General features: G+C 63.9%; 15 protein-coding genes. 5 read left to right on the forward strand and 10 right to left on the reverse strand.

All coding sequences use genetic code 11. The annotated features are described in order from the left end of the window. Positions 1 to 40: 40 nt before the first annotated feature. The 4 genes from EB231_RS29790 to EB231_RS29805 form a co-directional block, all read right to left on the reverse strand. Positions 41 to 706, reverse strand: a complete 666-nt coding sequence (locus EB231_RS29790) for a 5'-methylthioadenosine/S-adenosylhomocysteine nucleosidase (protein WP_172351986.1) — start codon at positions 704 to 706, stop codon at positions 41 to 43. Then, a complete protein-coding gene (locus tag EB231_RS29795; RefSeq protein ID WP_023686843.1) occupies positions 706 to 1,164 on the reverse strand; it encodes a PaaI family thioesterase in 459 nt (152 codons plus the stop codon). Before EB231_RS29795 ends, EB231_RS29790 begins: the two co-directional genes overlap by 1 nt. A gap of 97 nt (positions 1,165 to 1,261) precedes the next feature. Further along, positions 1,262 to 1,735 carry a TspO/MBR family protein gene (locus tag EB231_RS29800; protein ID WP_445299332.1) on the reverse strand — a complete coding sequence of 158 codons (474 nt, stop codon included), beginning with the start codon at positions 1,733 to 1,735 and terminating at the stop codon, positions 1,262 to 1,264. Positions 1,736 to 1,787: 52 nt separating this feature from the next. Continuing rightward, complete coding sequence (locus EB231_RS29805; protein WP_172351987.1) at positions 1,788 to 3,077, reverse strand: RsmB/NOP family class I SAM-dependent RNA methyltransferase; 1,290 nt, start codon at positions 3,075 to 3,077, stop codon at positions 1,788 to 1,790. Between the two features lie 307 nt (positions 3,078 to 3,384). Here EB231_RS29805 and EB231_RS29810 point away from each other — a divergent pair, with 307 nt between their 5' ends. Continuing rightward, the gene (locus tag EB231_RS29810; protein ID WP_056565223.1) at positions 3,385 to 4,062 is read left to right on the forward strand and encodes an MIP family channel protein; all 678 of its coding nucleotides are present in this window, start codon (positions 3,385 to 3,387) and stop codon (positions 4,060 to 4,062) included. 72 nt (positions 4,063 to 4,134) lie between these two features. Here EB231_RS29810 and katG read toward each other — a convergent pair whose 3' ends face one another. Then, positions 4,135 to 6,333, reverse strand: a complete 2,199-nt coding sequence (gene katG, locus EB231_RS29815; protein WP_172351989.1) for a catalase/peroxidase HPI — start codon at positions 6,331 to 6,333, stop codon at positions 4,135 to 4,137. 162 nt (positions 6,334 to 6,495) lie between these two features. Between katG and EB231_RS29820 the strand changes: the two genes are divergently transcribed. After that, entirely contained in the window at positions 6,496 to 7,404 is a 909-nt protein-coding gene (locus EB231_RS29820; RefSeq protein WP_172351991.1) for a hydrogen peroxide-inducible genes activator, read from the forward strand. A gap of 9 nt (positions 7,405 to 7,413) precedes the next feature. Here EB231_RS29820 and EB231_RS29825 read toward each other — a convergent pair whose 3' ends face one another. The 4 genes from EB231_RS29825 to EB231_RS29840 all read right to left on the reverse strand — a co-directional run bounded on the left by EB231_RS29825 (position 7,414) and on the right by EB231_RS29840 (position 11,177). After that, positions 7,414 to 8,166 carry an amino acid ABC transporter ATP-binding protein gene (locus EB231_RS29825; RefSeq protein ID WP_172353085.1) on the reverse strand — a complete coding sequence of 251 codons (753 nt, stop codon included), beginning with the start codon at positions 8,164 to 8,166 and terminating at the stop codon, positions 7,414 to 7,416. A 50-nt stretch (positions 8,167 to 8,216) separates the two neighbouring features. Further along, entirely contained in the window at positions 8,217 to 9,158 is a 942-nt protein-coding gene (locus tag EB231_RS29830) for an amino acid ABC transporter permease (RefSeq protein WP_172351993.1), read from the reverse strand. A gap of 56 nt (positions 9,159 to 9,214) precedes the next feature. Beyond that, complete coding sequence (locus tag EB231_RS29835) at positions 9,215 to 10,072, reverse strand: ABC transporter substrate-binding protein (protein ID WP_172351995.1); 858 nt, start codon at positions 10,070 to 10,072, stop codon at positions 9,215 to 9,217. Between the two features lie 91 nt (positions 10,073 to 10,163). Further along, a complete protein-coding gene (locus EB231_RS29840) occupies positions 10,164 to 11,177 on the reverse strand; it encodes an isopenicillin N synthase family dioxygenase (RefSeq protein WP_172351997.1) in 1,014 nt (337 codons plus the stop codon). Between the two features lie 104 nt (positions 11,178 to 11,281). Between EB231_RS29840 and EB231_RS29845 the strand changes: the two genes are divergently transcribed. Both EB231_RS29845 and EB231_RS29850 read left to right on the forward strand, forming a co-directional pair. Then, complete coding sequence (locus tag EB231_RS29845) at positions 11,282 to 12,226, forward strand: nucleoside hydrolase (protein ID WP_172351999.1); 945 nt, start codon at positions 11,282 to 11,284, stop codon at positions 12,224 to 12,226. A 204-nt stretch (positions 12,227 to 12,430) separates the two neighbouring features. Then, positions 12,431 to 13,117 (forward strand): TetR/AcrR family transcriptional regulator, encoded by a 687-nt coding sequence (locus tag EB231_RS29850; protein WP_172352001.1) that lies wholly within the window; start codon positions 12,431 to 12,433, stop codon positions 13,115 to 13,117. Positions 13,118 to 13,158: 41 nt separating this feature from the next. Here EB231_RS29850 and EB231_RS29855 read toward each other — a convergent pair whose 3' ends face one another. Beyond that, positions 13,159 to 13,683 (reverse strand): hypothetical protein, encoded by a 525-nt coding sequence (locus EB231_RS29855; RefSeq protein ID WP_172353086.1) that lies wholly within the window; start codon positions 13,681 to 13,683, stop codon positions 13,159 to 13,161. A gap of 98 nt (positions 13,684 to 13,781) precedes the next feature. Between EB231_RS29855 and EB231_RS29860 the strand changes: the two genes are divergently transcribed. Next, positions 13,782 to 14,690, forward strand: a complete 909-nt coding sequence (locus EB231_RS29860; protein WP_172352009.1) for a LysR family transcriptional regulator — start codon at positions 13,782 to 13,784, stop codon at positions 14,688 to 14,690. Positions 14,691 to 14,737 lie beyond the last annotated feature (47 nt).

The raw sequence follows: 14,737 nt of genomic DNA on the forward strand, positions 1-14,737 counted from the left end.
AAAGAAATGAGTCTGCGCAATGGGTTGCGTAGTCTGACTTTCAGACGGGTCTGGCCTGGTCGTTGGATGGAGCCGCCCGGAGCAAGCCCGACCCGATCCCCTGTTCGAGGCGCATGACGGCCTCGGCCAGCTTCTCGTCGATGACGTGCAGGTATTCCGTCCAGTCGCCGACATGCCTGAGATCAGCCGCGCCGTCTGAAATGCCGCGCAGCCCGATCAGGGGCACATCGAACAGCTGGCAGGCGCGCAGGCAGGCGAAGGTTTCCATGTCGACCATGTCGGCCGCGATCGTGTCATAGGCCGCGCCAGTGATGATCGCGCCGCCGGTCGACAGCGTGGCTTCCCTGATTTCGGGTATCCGCAGCGGCAGCGGCACGATGACCGGCAGGTCGAGGAACGGCGTCGCGCCTTTTTCAAAACCCAAGGGCGAGGCATCGATGTCGCGATAGCTGATCGAGATGGCCTGATAGATTTCCGTTTGTTCCAGGGTCCGGCTGCCGGCCGAGCCGAGCGACACGACAAGGTCCGGCAAGGCCTTTTCCGATTTCAGCCAGGACAGCTCGGCGCCGAGCCGGACGGCGGCCTCGACCGGCCCGACACCCGTCATCAGCGGCGTGAACAGTTTTTGCAGATGCGGGCCATATTCGGCCTGCGCCGCCATGACGAAAAGGACATCCTTGCCGCCAATTCGCGTAACATTAGCCATCAGCCCGCAATCCCATCGCGGCCTACCACCGTCATCATCGTCCCCGTCATGGTCGCGATCAGCTTGGCTTCGCCGTCGGCGGCAAAGGCATAGGCCTGGCCATCGGCGACGATGATGGTGCGGCCAGGCTTGGTCACCGAGCCGCGAAACAGGAAACGCTCGCCCCTGCCCGGCGCCAAAAGGTTGACCTTGAATTCGATGGTGAGCACGCCCGAATTTTCCGGCATCAGGGAAAAGGCCGCGTAGCCGCAAGCCGAATCCAGCGCCGTCGAGATGACGCCGGCATGCAGGAAGCCGTGCTGCTGGGTCAGTGCCGCCGAATAGGGCATCTCGATCTCGATGATGCCGGGCGTCACCAGTGTCAGTTCGGCGCCGATCGTGGCCATCGCCTGCTGGCGCGCGAAGGACGCCCTGACGCGATCCTCATAGTCCGGAGCCGGTACGATCTTTGCTGCCATCGCAATTGCCTTCAGTTTGCCGGAGAAGCTTATCGCAGAGGCACGAGCGGCAGGCAAATGCTTTTGCTGCACTGCAACAAAACGACATTGGAGGGGCCTAGTTCAACCAGAGAAGCGAGGCGTTGAGTACGGTGGCGAAGGCCACCCACGCCGCGTAAGGCAAGAACAGCCAACCCGAAAGCCGGTCGCGGTTCCAGGCTCTCACGATGAACAGCACGATGCTTGCGAGAAGAAGCACGATGACGACCAAGGCGGGTCCCATCATCTTTGCGCCGAAGAAGGTTGGCGACCACAGGAAATTCAGGGCGAGCTGGACGCCCCAGACCTTCATCGCCACACCTGCCGGTGCTCGCCCCCAGGTTCGCCAACCGGCCACCGCGATCAGCACGTAGAGCAGTGTCCAGGCGGGCGCGAAGACCCAGTTGGGCGGATTGAAGGGTGGTTTGACCAGCGATGCATACCAGGCGCCCGGCAACGTCGCATAGCCGATCAGCAGGCCTCCACCGAGCACCAGGACAAGGAAAAGCAGCAGCGACAGATATTTTTTCAAGAATCCCACCCGGAGCGACATGGCGCCGCGCATCTGCAACTGGGGCACTAGCGCTCCTTGTCAACGGCAGCGTTCAACTCGCCTTGCGCATGGCGCAGAAGTAAAACCCGTCAGTGCCGCTCAGCGCCGGAGACAGCGAAATATCCGCGCCAGCGCCAATTCTCGCGGCCGCCTCGTGGCCCGGAAAACAGCTATCCCAGAGGGCGCGGTGATCGAGCGGGGCAAAGCCGCTGTTGCGCTCGCGAAACGCGGCGACCTGTTCGCTGTTCTCCTCGTCGAACACCGAGCAGGTGATGTAGACCAGCAGGCCCCCGGGTTTCACATACGCCTTGGCGGCATCGAGGATCGCAGATTGCTCACCCTTGCGGGCGTCGAGCTGCCTTTGCGTCAGCCGCCATTTCGCATCGGGACGGCGCCGCCAGGTACCGCTGCCGGTGCAGGGCGCGTCGACAAGCACGATATCCATATGGCCAGAGAGTGGAGCAAGTTCGGCCGGCTTGGTGACGACCTGCACATTGCGGTTTTCCGAGCGTCGGATGCGGTCGAAGATCGGCGCCAGCCGCGCCTTTTCGGCATCATGGGCAAAGATCTGGCCTGTATTGCCCATCGCAGCCGACAGCGCCAGTGTCTTGCCGCCGGCGCCGGCGCAGAAGTCCAGCACCTGCATGCCGGCCTCGGCGCCGGCAAGCGTGGCCGCTATTTGCGAGCCCTCGTCCTGCACCTCGAACCAGCCTTTCTGGAAGGCCGGCTCGGACTGCACGTTCGGGTGCCTGCCGTCGCCATCGATCGGCGGAATGCGGATGCCGAGCGGCGCGATCCGCGCGGCCTGCGCCCCGGTATCGGCCAGCTCCTTGAGGACCTTGGCACGATCGGCCTGCAGCGTGTTGACCCTGATGTCGAGCGGCGGGCGGGTCGCCAGCGCCGCGCCCTCCCCGACCCATGCCTCGCCAAAGGCCCGTTCGAAAAGCGGTTCGCACCAATCGGGTATGTCGGCCTGCACCGCAGATGGGGCATCGGCAAGCTGGCGACCGGCGATCGTCTGCAACTCTGTGGCGCTGAGCAGCGGCGGTGCGAACTTGTCACCGTCGAGCGCGTCGTTGAGCGACTGCGCCGTCTGGCCCCATTCGAGCAGCAAGGCGCCGAAGCCGATCGCGCGCGGCGTGTCTTCGCCAAGCAGCCAGCCGGCGGAGCGTTTGTGGCGCAGCGCGTCGTAGACGATGTTGCCGATGGCCGCGCGATCACCGCCGCCGGCGAAGCGATGTGACAGGCCCCAATCCTTCAGCGCATCGGCCACCGGCCGGTGACGCCGGCCAATGTCTTCCAGCACTTCGATGGCCGCAGCCAGCCGTCCGCCCAGTCGCATCGGTCATTCCATCAAATCGAACACGTGACTATCGCCTGCTCTTAGAGCCTTTCGCGTCCGGATTGAACCCCGCTCCGTCTCGCGACGAAGAGGCAGCCTGAAATCTGTCCGATCAATAAATCTCGCGGGCCGGCAACAGCAGATCGATCAATAGATGCAAGGTGTCTAATGTTCGTAACTGCCGACTGCAAGCACGACCCGTGGGGCAACCGCTCTGCTTTCCAAGTTTTTCGGTTGGTAATACTCTTCACACCATGATTCGCGGCGCGGAAAACGCGGACCGGCGGATCGCTACGAGGAGAGGGCAATGAAAACTTATTTGGCGGAAGTTCTAGGCACATTTCTGTTGGTGTTCATCGGCACGGCGTCGGTGGTGACGGGCGGCTTCGGCGGCGCGCTGCCGCTCGGCCAGGAAGGCATCGGTCTGGCGTTCGGCATAGGCCTCATCGCCGCTGCCTACGCGATCGGCCCGATTTCGGGCGCGCATCTCAATCCGGCGGTGACGCTCGGTGTCTTTCTTGCCGGGCGGTTGCCGGCCAAGGACGTCATCCCCTATTGGATCGCGCAGATCATCGGTGCCATCCTGGCTTCGCTGGCATTGTGGATCATCGTTTCCGGCCAGGCCGGCGGCCACACGACCGGCTTCGGCGCCAATGGCTGGGATGAGACGAAATGGGGCGTGAGCTCGGCGTTCCTGTGGGAACTGATCGGCACCTTCACCTTCGTCACGGTGATCCTCGGTGTCACCGCTGAAAAGCACTCGACGGCATTTGCCGGGCTGGTCATCGGCCTGACGCTGGCAGGCATCCACTTCGCCATGATCCCGGTCACCGGCACCTCGGTCAATCCGGCCCGCTCCATCGGCCCGGCGCTGTTCACCGGCGGCGCCGCGCTCAGCCAGCTCTGGCTGTTCATCGTCGCACCGCTGATCGGCGGCGCCATCGCCGGCGTCGTCGCCAAGGCGCGCGTTTTCGAGAAGGATTGATTTCAAGAGCCTGAATGCAAAAGGCGCGGGCCACGGCCCGCGCCTTTTTTGTTGGATAGAGCTCTTTCCGGATCAGCCGGCGATGTCGAAGCGGTCGGCGTTCATCACCTTGGTCCATGCCACGACGAAGTCTCTCGCGAATTTCGCCTTGGCGTCCGCCGTCGCATAGACTTCGGCGAGGGCACGCAGTTGCGAGTGCGAGCCGAAGATGAGGTCGGCGCGGGTGCCGGTCCACTTGACTTCACCGGTCTTGCGGTCGCGGCCTTCGAAGACGTCCTTGGCATCGGACGTCGCTTTCCACTCAGTGCCCATGTCGAGCAGGTTGACGAAGAAGTCGTTGCTCAGCGTTTCCGGTTGTTTGGTGAAGACACCATGCTTGGACTGCCCGGCATTGGCGCCGAGAACGCGCAGGCCACCAACCAGAACGGTCATTTCCGGCGCCGTCAGCGTCAGCAGCTGCGCCCGGTCGACCAGCGCCTCCTCGACGGTCAGCCGCTGCTTGCCGCTGACATAGTTGCGGAAGCCGTCGACGGTCGGTTCAAGCGGCGCGAAGGAATGGATGTCCGTCTGCTCCTGCGAGGCGTCCATGCGGCCCGGCCAGAAGGGGACGTCCACGCTGTGACCGGCATCCTTCGCGGCCTTCTCGATTGCCGCGTTGCCGCCAAGAACGATAAGGTCGGCAAGGGAGACCTTCTTGCCGCCGATCTGAGCGGCGTTGAAGTCCTTGGCAATGGCTTCGAGCTTGTCGAGCACCTTGGCGAGTTCGGCCGGCTGGTTGACCGCCCAGTCCTTCTGCGGTGCCAGGCGAATGCGCGCGCCATTGGCGCCGCCGCGCTTGTCGGAGCCACGGAAGGTCGAAGCCGACGCCCACGCCGCCGAGACAAGCTGCGATACCGACAGGCCGGACGCCAGGATCTTGGCCTTGAGCGCTTCGGCATCCTGTTCGTCGATCAGCACATGATCGACCGCCGGAATGACGTCCTGCCAGGGCAGCTCTTCCTTCGGCACGAGCGGGCCCAGATAGCGGGCGAGCGGGCCCATGTCGCGGTGGGTCAGCTTGTACCAGGCGCGCGCGAACGCGTCGGCGAACTGATCCGGGTTTTCGTGGAAGCGCTTCGAGATCGTCGCGTAGGAAGGATCAAACCGCAGCGCGAGGTCGGTGGTCAGCATCGAGGGTGCATGACGCTTTCCAGCATTGTGCGCATCCGGCACCGTGCCGGCGCCGGCGCCGCCCTTCGGCGTCCACTGATGCGCGCCGGCCGGGCTCTTCGTCAGTTCCCATTCGAAGCCGAACAGATTGTCGAAGAAATTGTTGCTCCACTTGGTCGGCGTCGTTGTCCAGGTCACTTCCAGGCCGCTGCCGATGGCGTCGCCGCCCTTGCCGGTGCCGAACTTGCTGGCCCAGCCGAGGCCCTGCAGCTCGATATCGGCGGCTTCCGGCTCGGCGCCGACAAGGGCTGCATCGCCTGCGCCATGGGTCTTGCCGAAGGTGTGGCCGCCGGCGATGAGCGCGACGGTCTCCTCGTCGTTCATGGCCATGCGGGCAAAAGTATCGCGGATGTCACGCGCCGAGGCCAGCGGATCCGGATTGCCGTTAGGGCCTTCCGGGTTGACGTAGATCAGACCCATCTGCACGGCGGCGAGCGGGTTCTGCAGGTCGCGGTCGCCAGCGTAGCGCTCGTCGGCCAGCCACTTGCCTTCCGGGCCCCAGTAGATGTCCTGCTCGGGCTCCCAGACATCGGCGCGGCCGCCGGCGAAACCGAAGGTCTTGAAGCCCATCGATTCCAGCGCGACGTTGCCGGTGAGGATCAGAAGGTCGGCCCAGGAGATCTTGCGGCCGTATTTCTGCTTGATCGGCCACAGGAGCCGGCGGGCCTTGTCGAGGTTGACGTTATCCGGCCAGCTGTTCAGCGGCGCGAAACGCTGCTGGCCGGCTCCGGCGCCGCCGCGGCCGTCAGCGATGCGGTAGGTGCCGGCGCTGTGCCACGCCATGCGGACGAACAGCGGCCCGTAATGGCCGAAGTCGGCCGGCCACCATTCCTGCGAATCCGTCATCAACGCATGCAGATCCTTGATGACAGCGTCTAGGTCGAGGCTCTTGAATTCCTCGGCATAGTCGAACGCCTCGCCCATCGGGTCGGACAGAGACGATTGCTGATGCAGGATCTGGACATTCAGCTGGTTCGGCCACCAGTCACGGTTGGTCCGGCCGGCGGATCCATGCGCCACAGGGCATTTGCCCGCGCTGTTGTCGTCGGTTTTCGCGTCCATCTTACTGCTCCGATTTTGCCGAGGTTTGACTTCGCCGAGGTTGATTTTTGCCAAGATTTTGGGGGCGGCCAGCGACCGCACCAATCTGGAATGATTCCAGACTAGGCCGCATTGCTGATAAAAACAAATTGCCTTTCCTGTTCATTTCGATAGGATTTTCTTATGATAGGCTTGACTGTCCGACAGATGCACTATTTCGACGCCCTGGCGCAGACGCTGCATTTCGGACGCGCGGCAAAACTCGCCGGTGTCAGCCAACCGGCACTGTCCTCGCAGATCGCGGAAATGGAGCAACGGCTGAACTGCCGGCTGTTCGAGCGCGGCGGCAAGTCGGTCCGAATGACCGACGAGGCGGTTGCCCTTTTGCCGCGTATCGAACGCATCCTGGCCGACATACGCGACGTCGAAACGACAGCCCGGCGCGGTCGCACGGCCATGGAGGGGCGCTTCCGGTTGGGCATCATCCCGACCGTCGCGCCCTATCTTCTGCCGCGCGCCCTGCCCGAACTGAAGAAGCATTTTCCGGCCTTGCTGCTCGAATTGCGCGAGGCCGTCACAACCTCCCTGGTCGAGGACACCGCATCGCGCAAGCTCGACGCCTTCATCGCGGCGCTTCCGCTCGATCATCCGGGCCTGACCACCGAGGCACTGTTTCCCGACCGGTTCTTCCTCGCCGTGCCAGCTGGCGATCCGGCCTTCGCCTCGCCGCCGGTTCCGCCAGAAAGCCCGGCACTGGAGCGGCTGATGCTGCTGGAGGAAGGGCATTGCCTGCGCGAACAGGCGCTGGCGGTCTGTGGCAATGTGCGTCCGGTGGCGATGGCAAGCTACGGCGCCACCAGCCTGACCACGCTCTTGCAGATGGTGGCGCATGGCCTCGGCGTCACGCTCATCCCCGAAATGGCCACGGGGCCCGCCGGCACCATCCCCGACCTCAAGATCGTGCCGTTCCAGGAGCCGATGCCGCAGCGCATGATCTGCCTTGCCTGGCGGCGCAACAATGCAAGGCACGGCGAGTGCGTGGAACTGGCGAAGATCATCCGCGGCCTCGGCACCACGGTGCTGGCCGCGTAAAGCCAGGCGTCAGAGAACCCGGGACAGGAATTCGCGGGTTCGTGGCGATTGCGGGTTGGCGATCATCTCGCGCGGCGCGCCGCGTTCGACGATCACGCCACCATCCATGAAGACGAGCTGATCGCCGATCTCGCGGGCAAAGCCGATCTCGTGGGTGACGACGACCATCGTCATGCCGCTCTCGGCCAGATCACGCATCACCTGCAGCACCTCGCCGACCAGTTCGGGGTCGAGCGCCGATGTCGGCTCGTCGAACAAAAGCACCTTCGGCTTCATCGCCATGGCGCGCGCGATCGCCACGCGCTGCTGCTGGCCACCGGACAGTTCGCGCGGATAGCGGTCGACCTTGTCGGCAAGGCCGACGCGCCGCAGCAGGACTTCCGCCTCGGCCTTGGCCTGGTCGACGGGGATGCGCCGCACCTGCGTCGGCGCCTCGATCAGGTTCTCCATCACCGTCATGTGCGAGAACAGGTTGAACGACTGGAACAGCATGCCGATCTCGGCCCGGCGCTGACACAGGAGATCGTCCTTGACCTCGTGGAGCTTGTCGCCCTGGAGGTCGTAGCCGACGAACTGGCTGTCCACCAGCAGGATGCCGCCGCTGAGTTTTTCCAGATGGTTGATGCAGCGCAGGAACGTGCTCTTGCCGGATCCCGACGGACCGATGATGCAGGCCACCGTTCCCTCGGCCACGTCGAAGTCGACGCCCTTGAGCACTTCAAGCTGGCCATAGGTTTTGCGCACGCCGCGCGCGAACACCATGGAATCGGCCGGGACGCCGAAGCGGGCGCGATTTTCGGACTTCACGTCGCTCATCGGGCAACGCCGCGCAGGCTGATCAAGTTGCGCAAGGCGCGCATCGTCAGGGGATCGCGGCGCGTGTCGCTGCGGCCGAAATGGCGCTCCAGGAAATGCTGCCCGACCGACATGATGCTGACCACGGCGAGGTACCAGAAGGCGACCACGATCAGGAGCGGGATCGTCTCGAAGGTACGGGCATAGATGCTTTGCGCCGTATAGAACAGGTCATCAACGGCGATGAACGTCACCAGCGAGGTCATCTTCAGCAGGTTGATCGCCTCGTTGCCGGTCGGCGGCAGCACGAAGCGCATGGCTTGCGGCAGGGTGATGCGCTTCAGGATCATGCGGTAGGGCATGCCGAGCGCGCTCGCCGCTTCCGACTGGCCCGGCGGCACTGACTTGATGCCGGCGCGGATGATCTCGGCCATGTAGCCGGCCTCGCACAGCGAAAGCGCCACGACAGCGGAGAAGAACGGGGTCATGAAATCATTGGTTCGTACGGAAAACAGCGTGCCCAGGAAAGGCACAGTGAGCGAGATTTCGCGCACCAGCAGCGACAGGTTGAACCAGAAGATCAGCTGGATCAGGGCCGGGACACCCCGGAAGAACCAGACATAGACGCCCGCGAAGGCGCGCAGCACCTGACTTGGCGATACCCGCATGATGGCGATGACAGTGCCGACCACGATCGCCAACACCATGATGATGACGGTGAGCACCAGCGTGTTGCCAAGGCCGCGCATGATCGAGGGGTGGAACAGGTAGCCGGCGGCCGTGCTCCAGGCGAAGGCCGGATTGCTGGCGAAGGCGCGAATGATGAGGAACGCCAGCAGCAAGGCGAACGCCGTGCCGATCCAGATGCCATAGCGGCGCTGCGGCACGACGGTCAGTCGTGACACGGCAGCGGCAACGCCCGGCTCGACGCCGATCTCGGTCGGGTGGGCCACGCCCATCAATCGTCTCCTGATTGCTGGCCGGCGCCTGACGATGATCAGGCGCCGGGTCGTTTCTATTCGGCGCGCAGCGCGTCCATGGTCCCGACGAAGTAGGGTTCCTTGATGGCGTAAGCGCCCATGCCGTACTTGTCGAGGATAGCCTTGTAGGTGCCGTTCTTGAACAGCTCGGCGAGCGCGCCCACCATCATGTCGGCGGTTTCCTTGTCGTCCTTGGCGATCGCCATGCCGAGCGGCGCGACCTCGTAAAGCGTAGGCAACACCACCAGCTGGCCCTTGCTCGTCACCTCGAAATAGCTCGACGCGGTCGCATCGTCCATCCGGGCGTCGACACGGTCGGACAGCACGGCCTGGACGATATCGGTCGAGGAGTTGAAGACCGACTTCTCGATGGCCTCCTGGCCCTTGTCGGTGCATTCCTTGCCGAGCTTGTCGACCAGGAAGTCGGAGGCGCTGCCGGCCGAAACGCCGATGCGCTTGCCGCAGAGCGGCGTGTCACCGCTGAAGCTCGCCTTCTTGTCGGGCGACGTCGAGACGGCGAGGCCGGCCTTCAGGAACATGACGAAATCGACCTGCTTCAGCCGTTCTGGCGTGGCCGAGAATGTCTCCCAGGCGATCTTGAAGCGACCAGCGGCCAGGCCGGGGATCATCGAGGGGAATGGCGTGCGCTGAACATCCAGCTTGGCGTCGACCAGCTTGGCCACCTCGCCCGCGAGTTCGATGATGATGCCGGTCTGCTTGCCGTCGGCATCGAGATATTCGAACGGCGCATAGTCCAGCGTGTTGGCGACAGCGAGCGTTCCGCTCTGCTTGACGTCGGTGGATTTCGCAACCTCGGCGGCCCGGGAAACCCCGCCCCAGGCCATGGTGGATATCGCCAGCGCAAGGCTGGCCGTTCGCAGATATGCATTCATTGCTGTTCCCCTTTCTTGCTTGTTTGCAGTCTTCACCAGGCAAAGCCCGAGCCGGCCTCCGTTCGGGGGCCGGCTCGGGCTCGACATTCGCTTACGCGCCTGCCGCTTCGGCCGCCTTCTTCTTGCGATAGTGGTAGTTCTTGTCGATGCGCTCCATCAGATAGTCGCCGTAGAGCACCGGTGCGTATTTTGGCTGCGTGCCGGCCGGCACGCAGACCGGCAGCGCCTCGATGGTCTCGTCCATGGAGGGATCGAAGAAGAAGGGTTGCGAATAGCGCTCGCGTCCCGACCGGTTGATGACGCGGTGCGGCGTCGAGACAAACTGGTCGTTGGACCAGCGCGCAAGGATGTCGCCGACATTCATCACGAAGGAATCCGGAACCGGAGGCGCGGGAACCCAATCCCCGGCCTTATTCTTGACCTCGAGGCCGCCGACATTGTCCTGAGCCAGCAAGGTGATGAAGCCATAGTCCGTATGCGGCGCCGAACCGAAGAGCCCTTCTTCCTGAGGCTGGGTCGGGTAGTGCAGCAGCCGCAGGAAGGTCGTCGGCTGCTCGAAATAGCGGTCGAGGCTGTCGGAGGGTAGTCCGAGCGAGAGCGCGATGGCGCGGACCATCTTGCGGGCTAGCGTGCCCATCTCATCGACATAACGCTCGATCGTCTGCCTGAAGCCCGCCACGGTGGCCTCGTCCGGCCACTGGTTAGGGCCTTGCAGCGGCTTTTCGGCCAGGGCCCTGGGATCGTCGGCGCCGACCTCGTGCATGAAGAAGATCGATTCGCTCTGGTTGGGCTTGCTGACGGTCGCCACCGACGAGGTCACGATGGTCGAGCCGGCAAAGGGCAGGAATCCGCGGAAATTCTTGTCGATCTTGAGCTTCGCCTTTTCCTCCTCGGGCAAGGCAAAGAAGCGCTTGGAGGCTTCGCGGACGGCTTCGACGTCGGCGCGCGGAATGGGATGTCCGGTCACGTAGAGGAAGCCGATCGTCTCGAGATAGCGGCGCAGCGTCGCCGCCGTTGCCCGGATCGCGCCTTCGTCGTCGCCATAGAGCGCCGAAACGTCGAGGATCGGAATTTCGGAAAAATCGCCGCGCTCTCGTGCATCCATTTTCGAACACCCTGTCTTGAACATAAGATACAGTACTGTATTTCTACACATCCGAACGGCCTCATCAATAGGCTTTCGATGGCAAAAAGGAGAGTCGCGGCATCATGGCACCACGCAAGATCATCATCGACACCGATCCGGGCCAGGACGACGCCTTCGCCATCCTTTTCGCATTGGGCTCTCCGGCCGAGCTCGACGTGGTCGGCATCACCACGGTCGGCGGCAATGTGCCGCTGGCCCTGACGTCGAAGAATGCGCTCAAGGTCGTCGAGCTTGCCGGGCGCGCGGACGTGCCGGTGCATGCCGGATGCCCGGCGCCGATGGTGCGCAAGCTGATCACGGCCGAGTATGTCCATGGCGAAACCGGTCTTGACGGCGCCGACCTTCCAGAACCGGTGACGCCACTGCAGGACGAACACGCCGTCAACTACATGGTGCGCACCATCATGGATGCGCCGGAGGGCGAGTTGACCGTCTGCACGCTCGGGCCGATGACCAATCTCGCCATGGCCATGACCATGGAGCCGAGGATCGTGCCCCGGCTGCGCGAAGTCGTGCTGATGGGCGGTGGCTTCTTCCAGGGCGGCAACGCCACGCCTGCGGCCGAGTTCAACATCTTCGTCGACCCGCATGCGGCGCACAAGGTGTTCGACAGCGGCGTGCCGGTGACCATGGCGGGCATAGACTGCACCTACACCGCGCTGATGACGCCCGAGTGGCTCGACCGCCTGCGCGCCACTGGCAGCCGCGCCGCGATCGAGGCCGCCAACCTGGCCGACTTCTTCCGCCAGTACGGCACGCACAAATTCGAAACGGCGGCGCGCCCCATCCACGATGCCTGCGTCACCGGCTATCTGCTGGCGCCGCAGATCTATGAGCAGCGCCAGTGCGCGGTGACGGTCGACATCGTCTCGCCGGAGACGATCGGCATGACCGTCGTCGACTGGTGGCACGTGACCGGCCGACGCAAGAATTGCAACGTGCTGCGGCGCATCGACCCGGCGCCGTTCTTCGAACTCATGCTGGAGCGGATCAGCGCATTGCCCTGAGCCCGGCGTTCCGCGATAGATGGGCAGTTGGAGCAATTCCAGGAAAAGTGTGAAGCGGTTTTCCTTCCGGAATTGCGTCAAAACAAAGAGATAGAGCAGTTCGGCGTTTCCATGAAACGATGAACCGCTCTAAGAATCGCGAAGCGCACCGAAGCCGGCGAACGGGCTGGAGGCGTCGCGCATGGCGATGAAGGTCTTGACCACATGAAAGCGGACACTGCCCCGGCCCGAGCCAAAAAACCTCCCAGGACCGCCTCGCGTGCGAAGGCGGCGCGTCAGACGCTGAGCCGCGAGGCCTGGATCGCGGCGGCACGCAAGGTGCTGGAAAAGCGCGGCATCGGCGAGGTCAAGATCGACCGCCTTGCCCAACAGTTCAAGGTGACGCGCGGCTCCTTCTACTTCCACTTCGCCAGCCTGGCCGACCTTCGCGACAGCCTGCTGCAGGAATGGCGCAACATCAATTGCGCGCCGTTCTGGGCGATGCGCGACATGCACGGCATCGACGGCCTGCAGTTCTTCACCGACATCGTGCATGTCTGGGTGGACGAAGCGCCGTTCAGCCCTCTGCTTGATCTGGCGGTACGCGACTGGTCGCGCACGTCGAAGAAACTGACGCAGGAGGTCAAGGACATGGACGACCTGCGCATCGCGCTCTTGATCCGCTCCTTCCGCGCCATGGGCTATCCCGAGGATGAAAGCCTGGTCAGGGCGCGCATCACCTATTTCCACCAGATCGGCCAGTACGCTCTGTCCTTCAAGGAGGATCCGGCGGTGCGCAGAAGCTACCAGCCGCTGTTCGGAGAGGTGCTGCTTGGACCGCTCGTGCAGGAGCCGGGTTCGGCGCCGCGACCGAGCGAAATGCGGATCGGCCGTCGCCAGCAAGGGGCGTAGCGGCGGCAGGTTGCGGGACACCCAGCCGATCTCCAAACAATCTACGAAGCAGTCGCCTCGTTGGCGACGGCGCGCGTCGCGTTCTGGTGCGGGCGCAGCAGAAAATAGAATGCGGTGATGTGCGTGATCATCAACAGCGGGACGTAGATGACCGGGATCGCATAGGTGGCGCCAAACAATCCTGCATGGGCAGGGAGGTCAGCCTGAATGGCTTGGTAATAATCGACGATGAGGTCGACCATCCCGACGACATTGAAGGCGACGACGAACGGCCAGAAAAGCTGGCGTATCCGCACCGTGAGCAGCGCCAGCATAGCCAGCACCCCCGTTGCAAAGTCGCCGTAAGCGGCGAAGGTGGCAAAGCTGGCGGGCAGATCTGGGCTGACGACGCCCGGAAGGATAAAGACGAGCCCGAAGAAGCGGAAACTATGCAGGGTGGCAATGGCGCGATGCGCCGCGACGCGGTCCATCGCGCTCAGCCAGGGCCAGATATACGCAGCGAAGCAAAGCAGCCACGCGACATAACCCAGAACGAGATGGGTCTGGAACAGCATTTCCGTTGGCAATTTGGCCTCCTGTTGGCAGTTGGCGCGACCTTTCGGCTTCAGGAGAACATTTAAACCTGCTTCCATCGTTGGACTATCCGCTGTAATCACAACAACCTATGAAGCAGAACTACACAATCCGGCACGGTGCGCTGGAGGGTGTCGAGGTGTTCCTGGCTGTCGCCAGGCGCCGGAACTTCCGCCGCGCCGCCGCCGATCTCGGCGTGACGCCGTCGGCCGTGAGCCAGGCGGTGCGCGCGCTGGAAGCGCGGCTTGGTGCGGTGCTGTTTGTCCGCACGACACGAAGCGTCGGCCTGACCGAGGCCGGTGAGCGGTTCCTCGACCGTGCCGGCCCTGCCTTCGGGGAGATCGTCGCGGCCGGCGAGGCGGCGCGTGATGTCGGCCAACGGCCAACCGGACTGCTGCGCCTGTCCGTTCCGCGCGCCGTCGTGCCGTTGATCCTGGAGCCGATGATCGCCTCGTTCTGCCGGGCCTATCCGGAGATCGAACTGGAGATCGCCGCGAGCGACGAGATGGTCGATCTGGCGACCGGCGGATTCGATGCCGGCATCCGCCTCGGCCAGTTCATCGCACCGGACATGATCGCGGTGCGGCTCGCTCCGGCGTTCTCGTTCGTGGTTGTCGGCAGCCCCGACTATCTCGAGCGCCGCGGCCGCCCCGAGCGCGTCGACGACCTTCGCCACCACGCCTGCCTGCGCTTGCGCCGCTCGAACGGCACCATCGCGCCCTGGTCCTTCGTCGACGGCAACGGAACGATCGAGGCGGCAGTCTCAGGCCCGCTGATCGCGCATGACTATCCGACGTTGCTGGGGGCCGCGATGCAAGGCGTAGGGCTGGCGCAAATCCCTCGACCGGTCGCCGAAGCTCAGATTGCCCAAGGAAAGCTCGAGCCCGTGCTGGACACCATCGCCGCGACGACGCCAGGCGTCTTCCTCTATCATCCCGGCAAGCGCCAGATCCTGCCGAAGCTGCGCGCCTTCATCGATCACCTCAAATCCGCGGTCTGAGATAGCGAAGGATGCCGGAACCTTGGCGTGTCGCTTGCACCACAGCT

Source organism: Mesorhizobium sp. NZP2298 (assembly GCF_013170825.1).
GTDB lineage: Bacteria > Pseudomonadota > Alphaproteobacteria > Rhizobiales > Rhizobiaceae > Mesorhizobium.

Excerpts from the sequence above, each read along its gene's own strand:
- EB231_RS29790 (WP_172351986.1), bottom strand. The coding sequence starts at position 706 with ATGGCTAATGTTACGCGAATTGGCGGCAAGGATGTCCTTTTCGTCATG.
- EB231_RS29795 (WP_023686843.1), bottom strand. The coding sequence starts at position 1,164 with ATGGCAGCAAAGATCGTACCGGCTCCGGACTATGAGGATCGCGTCAGG.
- EB231_RS29800 (WP_445299332.1), bottom strand. The coding sequence starts at position 1,735 with ATGTCGCTCCGGGTGGGATTCTTGAAAAAATATCTGTCGCTGCTGCTT.
- EB231_RS29805 (WP_172351987.1), bottom strand. The coding sequence starts at position 3,077 with ATGCGACTGGGCGGACGGCTGGCTGCGGCCATCGAAGTGCTGGAAGAC.
- EB231_RS29810 (WP_056565223.1), top strand. The coding sequence starts at position 3,385 with ATGAAAACTTATTTGGCGGAAGTTCTAGGCACATTTCTGTTGGTGTTC.
- katG (WP_172351989.1), bottom strand. The coding sequence starts at position 6,333 with ATGGACGCGAAAACCGACGACAACAGCGCGGGCAAATGCCCTGTGGCG.
- EB231_RS29820 (WP_172351991.1), top strand. The coding sequence starts at position 6,496 with ATGATAGGCTTGACTGTCCGACAGATGCACTATTTCGACGCCCTGGCG.
- EB231_RS29825 (WP_172353085.1), bottom strand. The coding sequence starts at position 8,166 with ATGGTGTTCGCGCGCGGCGTGCGCAAAACCTATGGCCAGCTTGAAGTG.
- EB231_RS29830 (WP_172351993.1), bottom strand. The coding sequence starts at position 9,158 with ATGGGCGTGGCCCACCCGACCGAGATCGGCGTCGAGCCGGGCGTTGCC.
- EB231_RS29835 (WP_172351995.1), bottom strand. The coding sequence starts at position 10,072 with ATGAATGCATATCTGCGAACGGCCAGCCTTGCGCTGGCGATATCCACC.
- EB231_RS29840 (WP_172351997.1), bottom strand. The coding sequence starts at position 11,177 with ATGGATGCACGAGAGCGCGGCGATTTTTCCGAAATTCCGATCCTCGAC.
- EB231_RS29845 (WP_172351999.1), top strand. The coding sequence starts at position 11,282 with ATGGCACCACGCAAGATCATCATCGACACCGATCCGGGCCAGGACGAC.
- EB231_RS29850 (WP_172352001.1), top strand. The coding sequence starts at position 12,431 with ATGAAAGCGGACACTGCCCCGGCCCGAGCCAAAAAACCTCCCAGGACC.
- EB231_RS29860 (WP_172352009.1), top strand. The coding sequence starts at position 13,782 with ATGAAGCAGAACTACACAATCCGGCACGGTGCGCTGGAGGGTGTCGAG.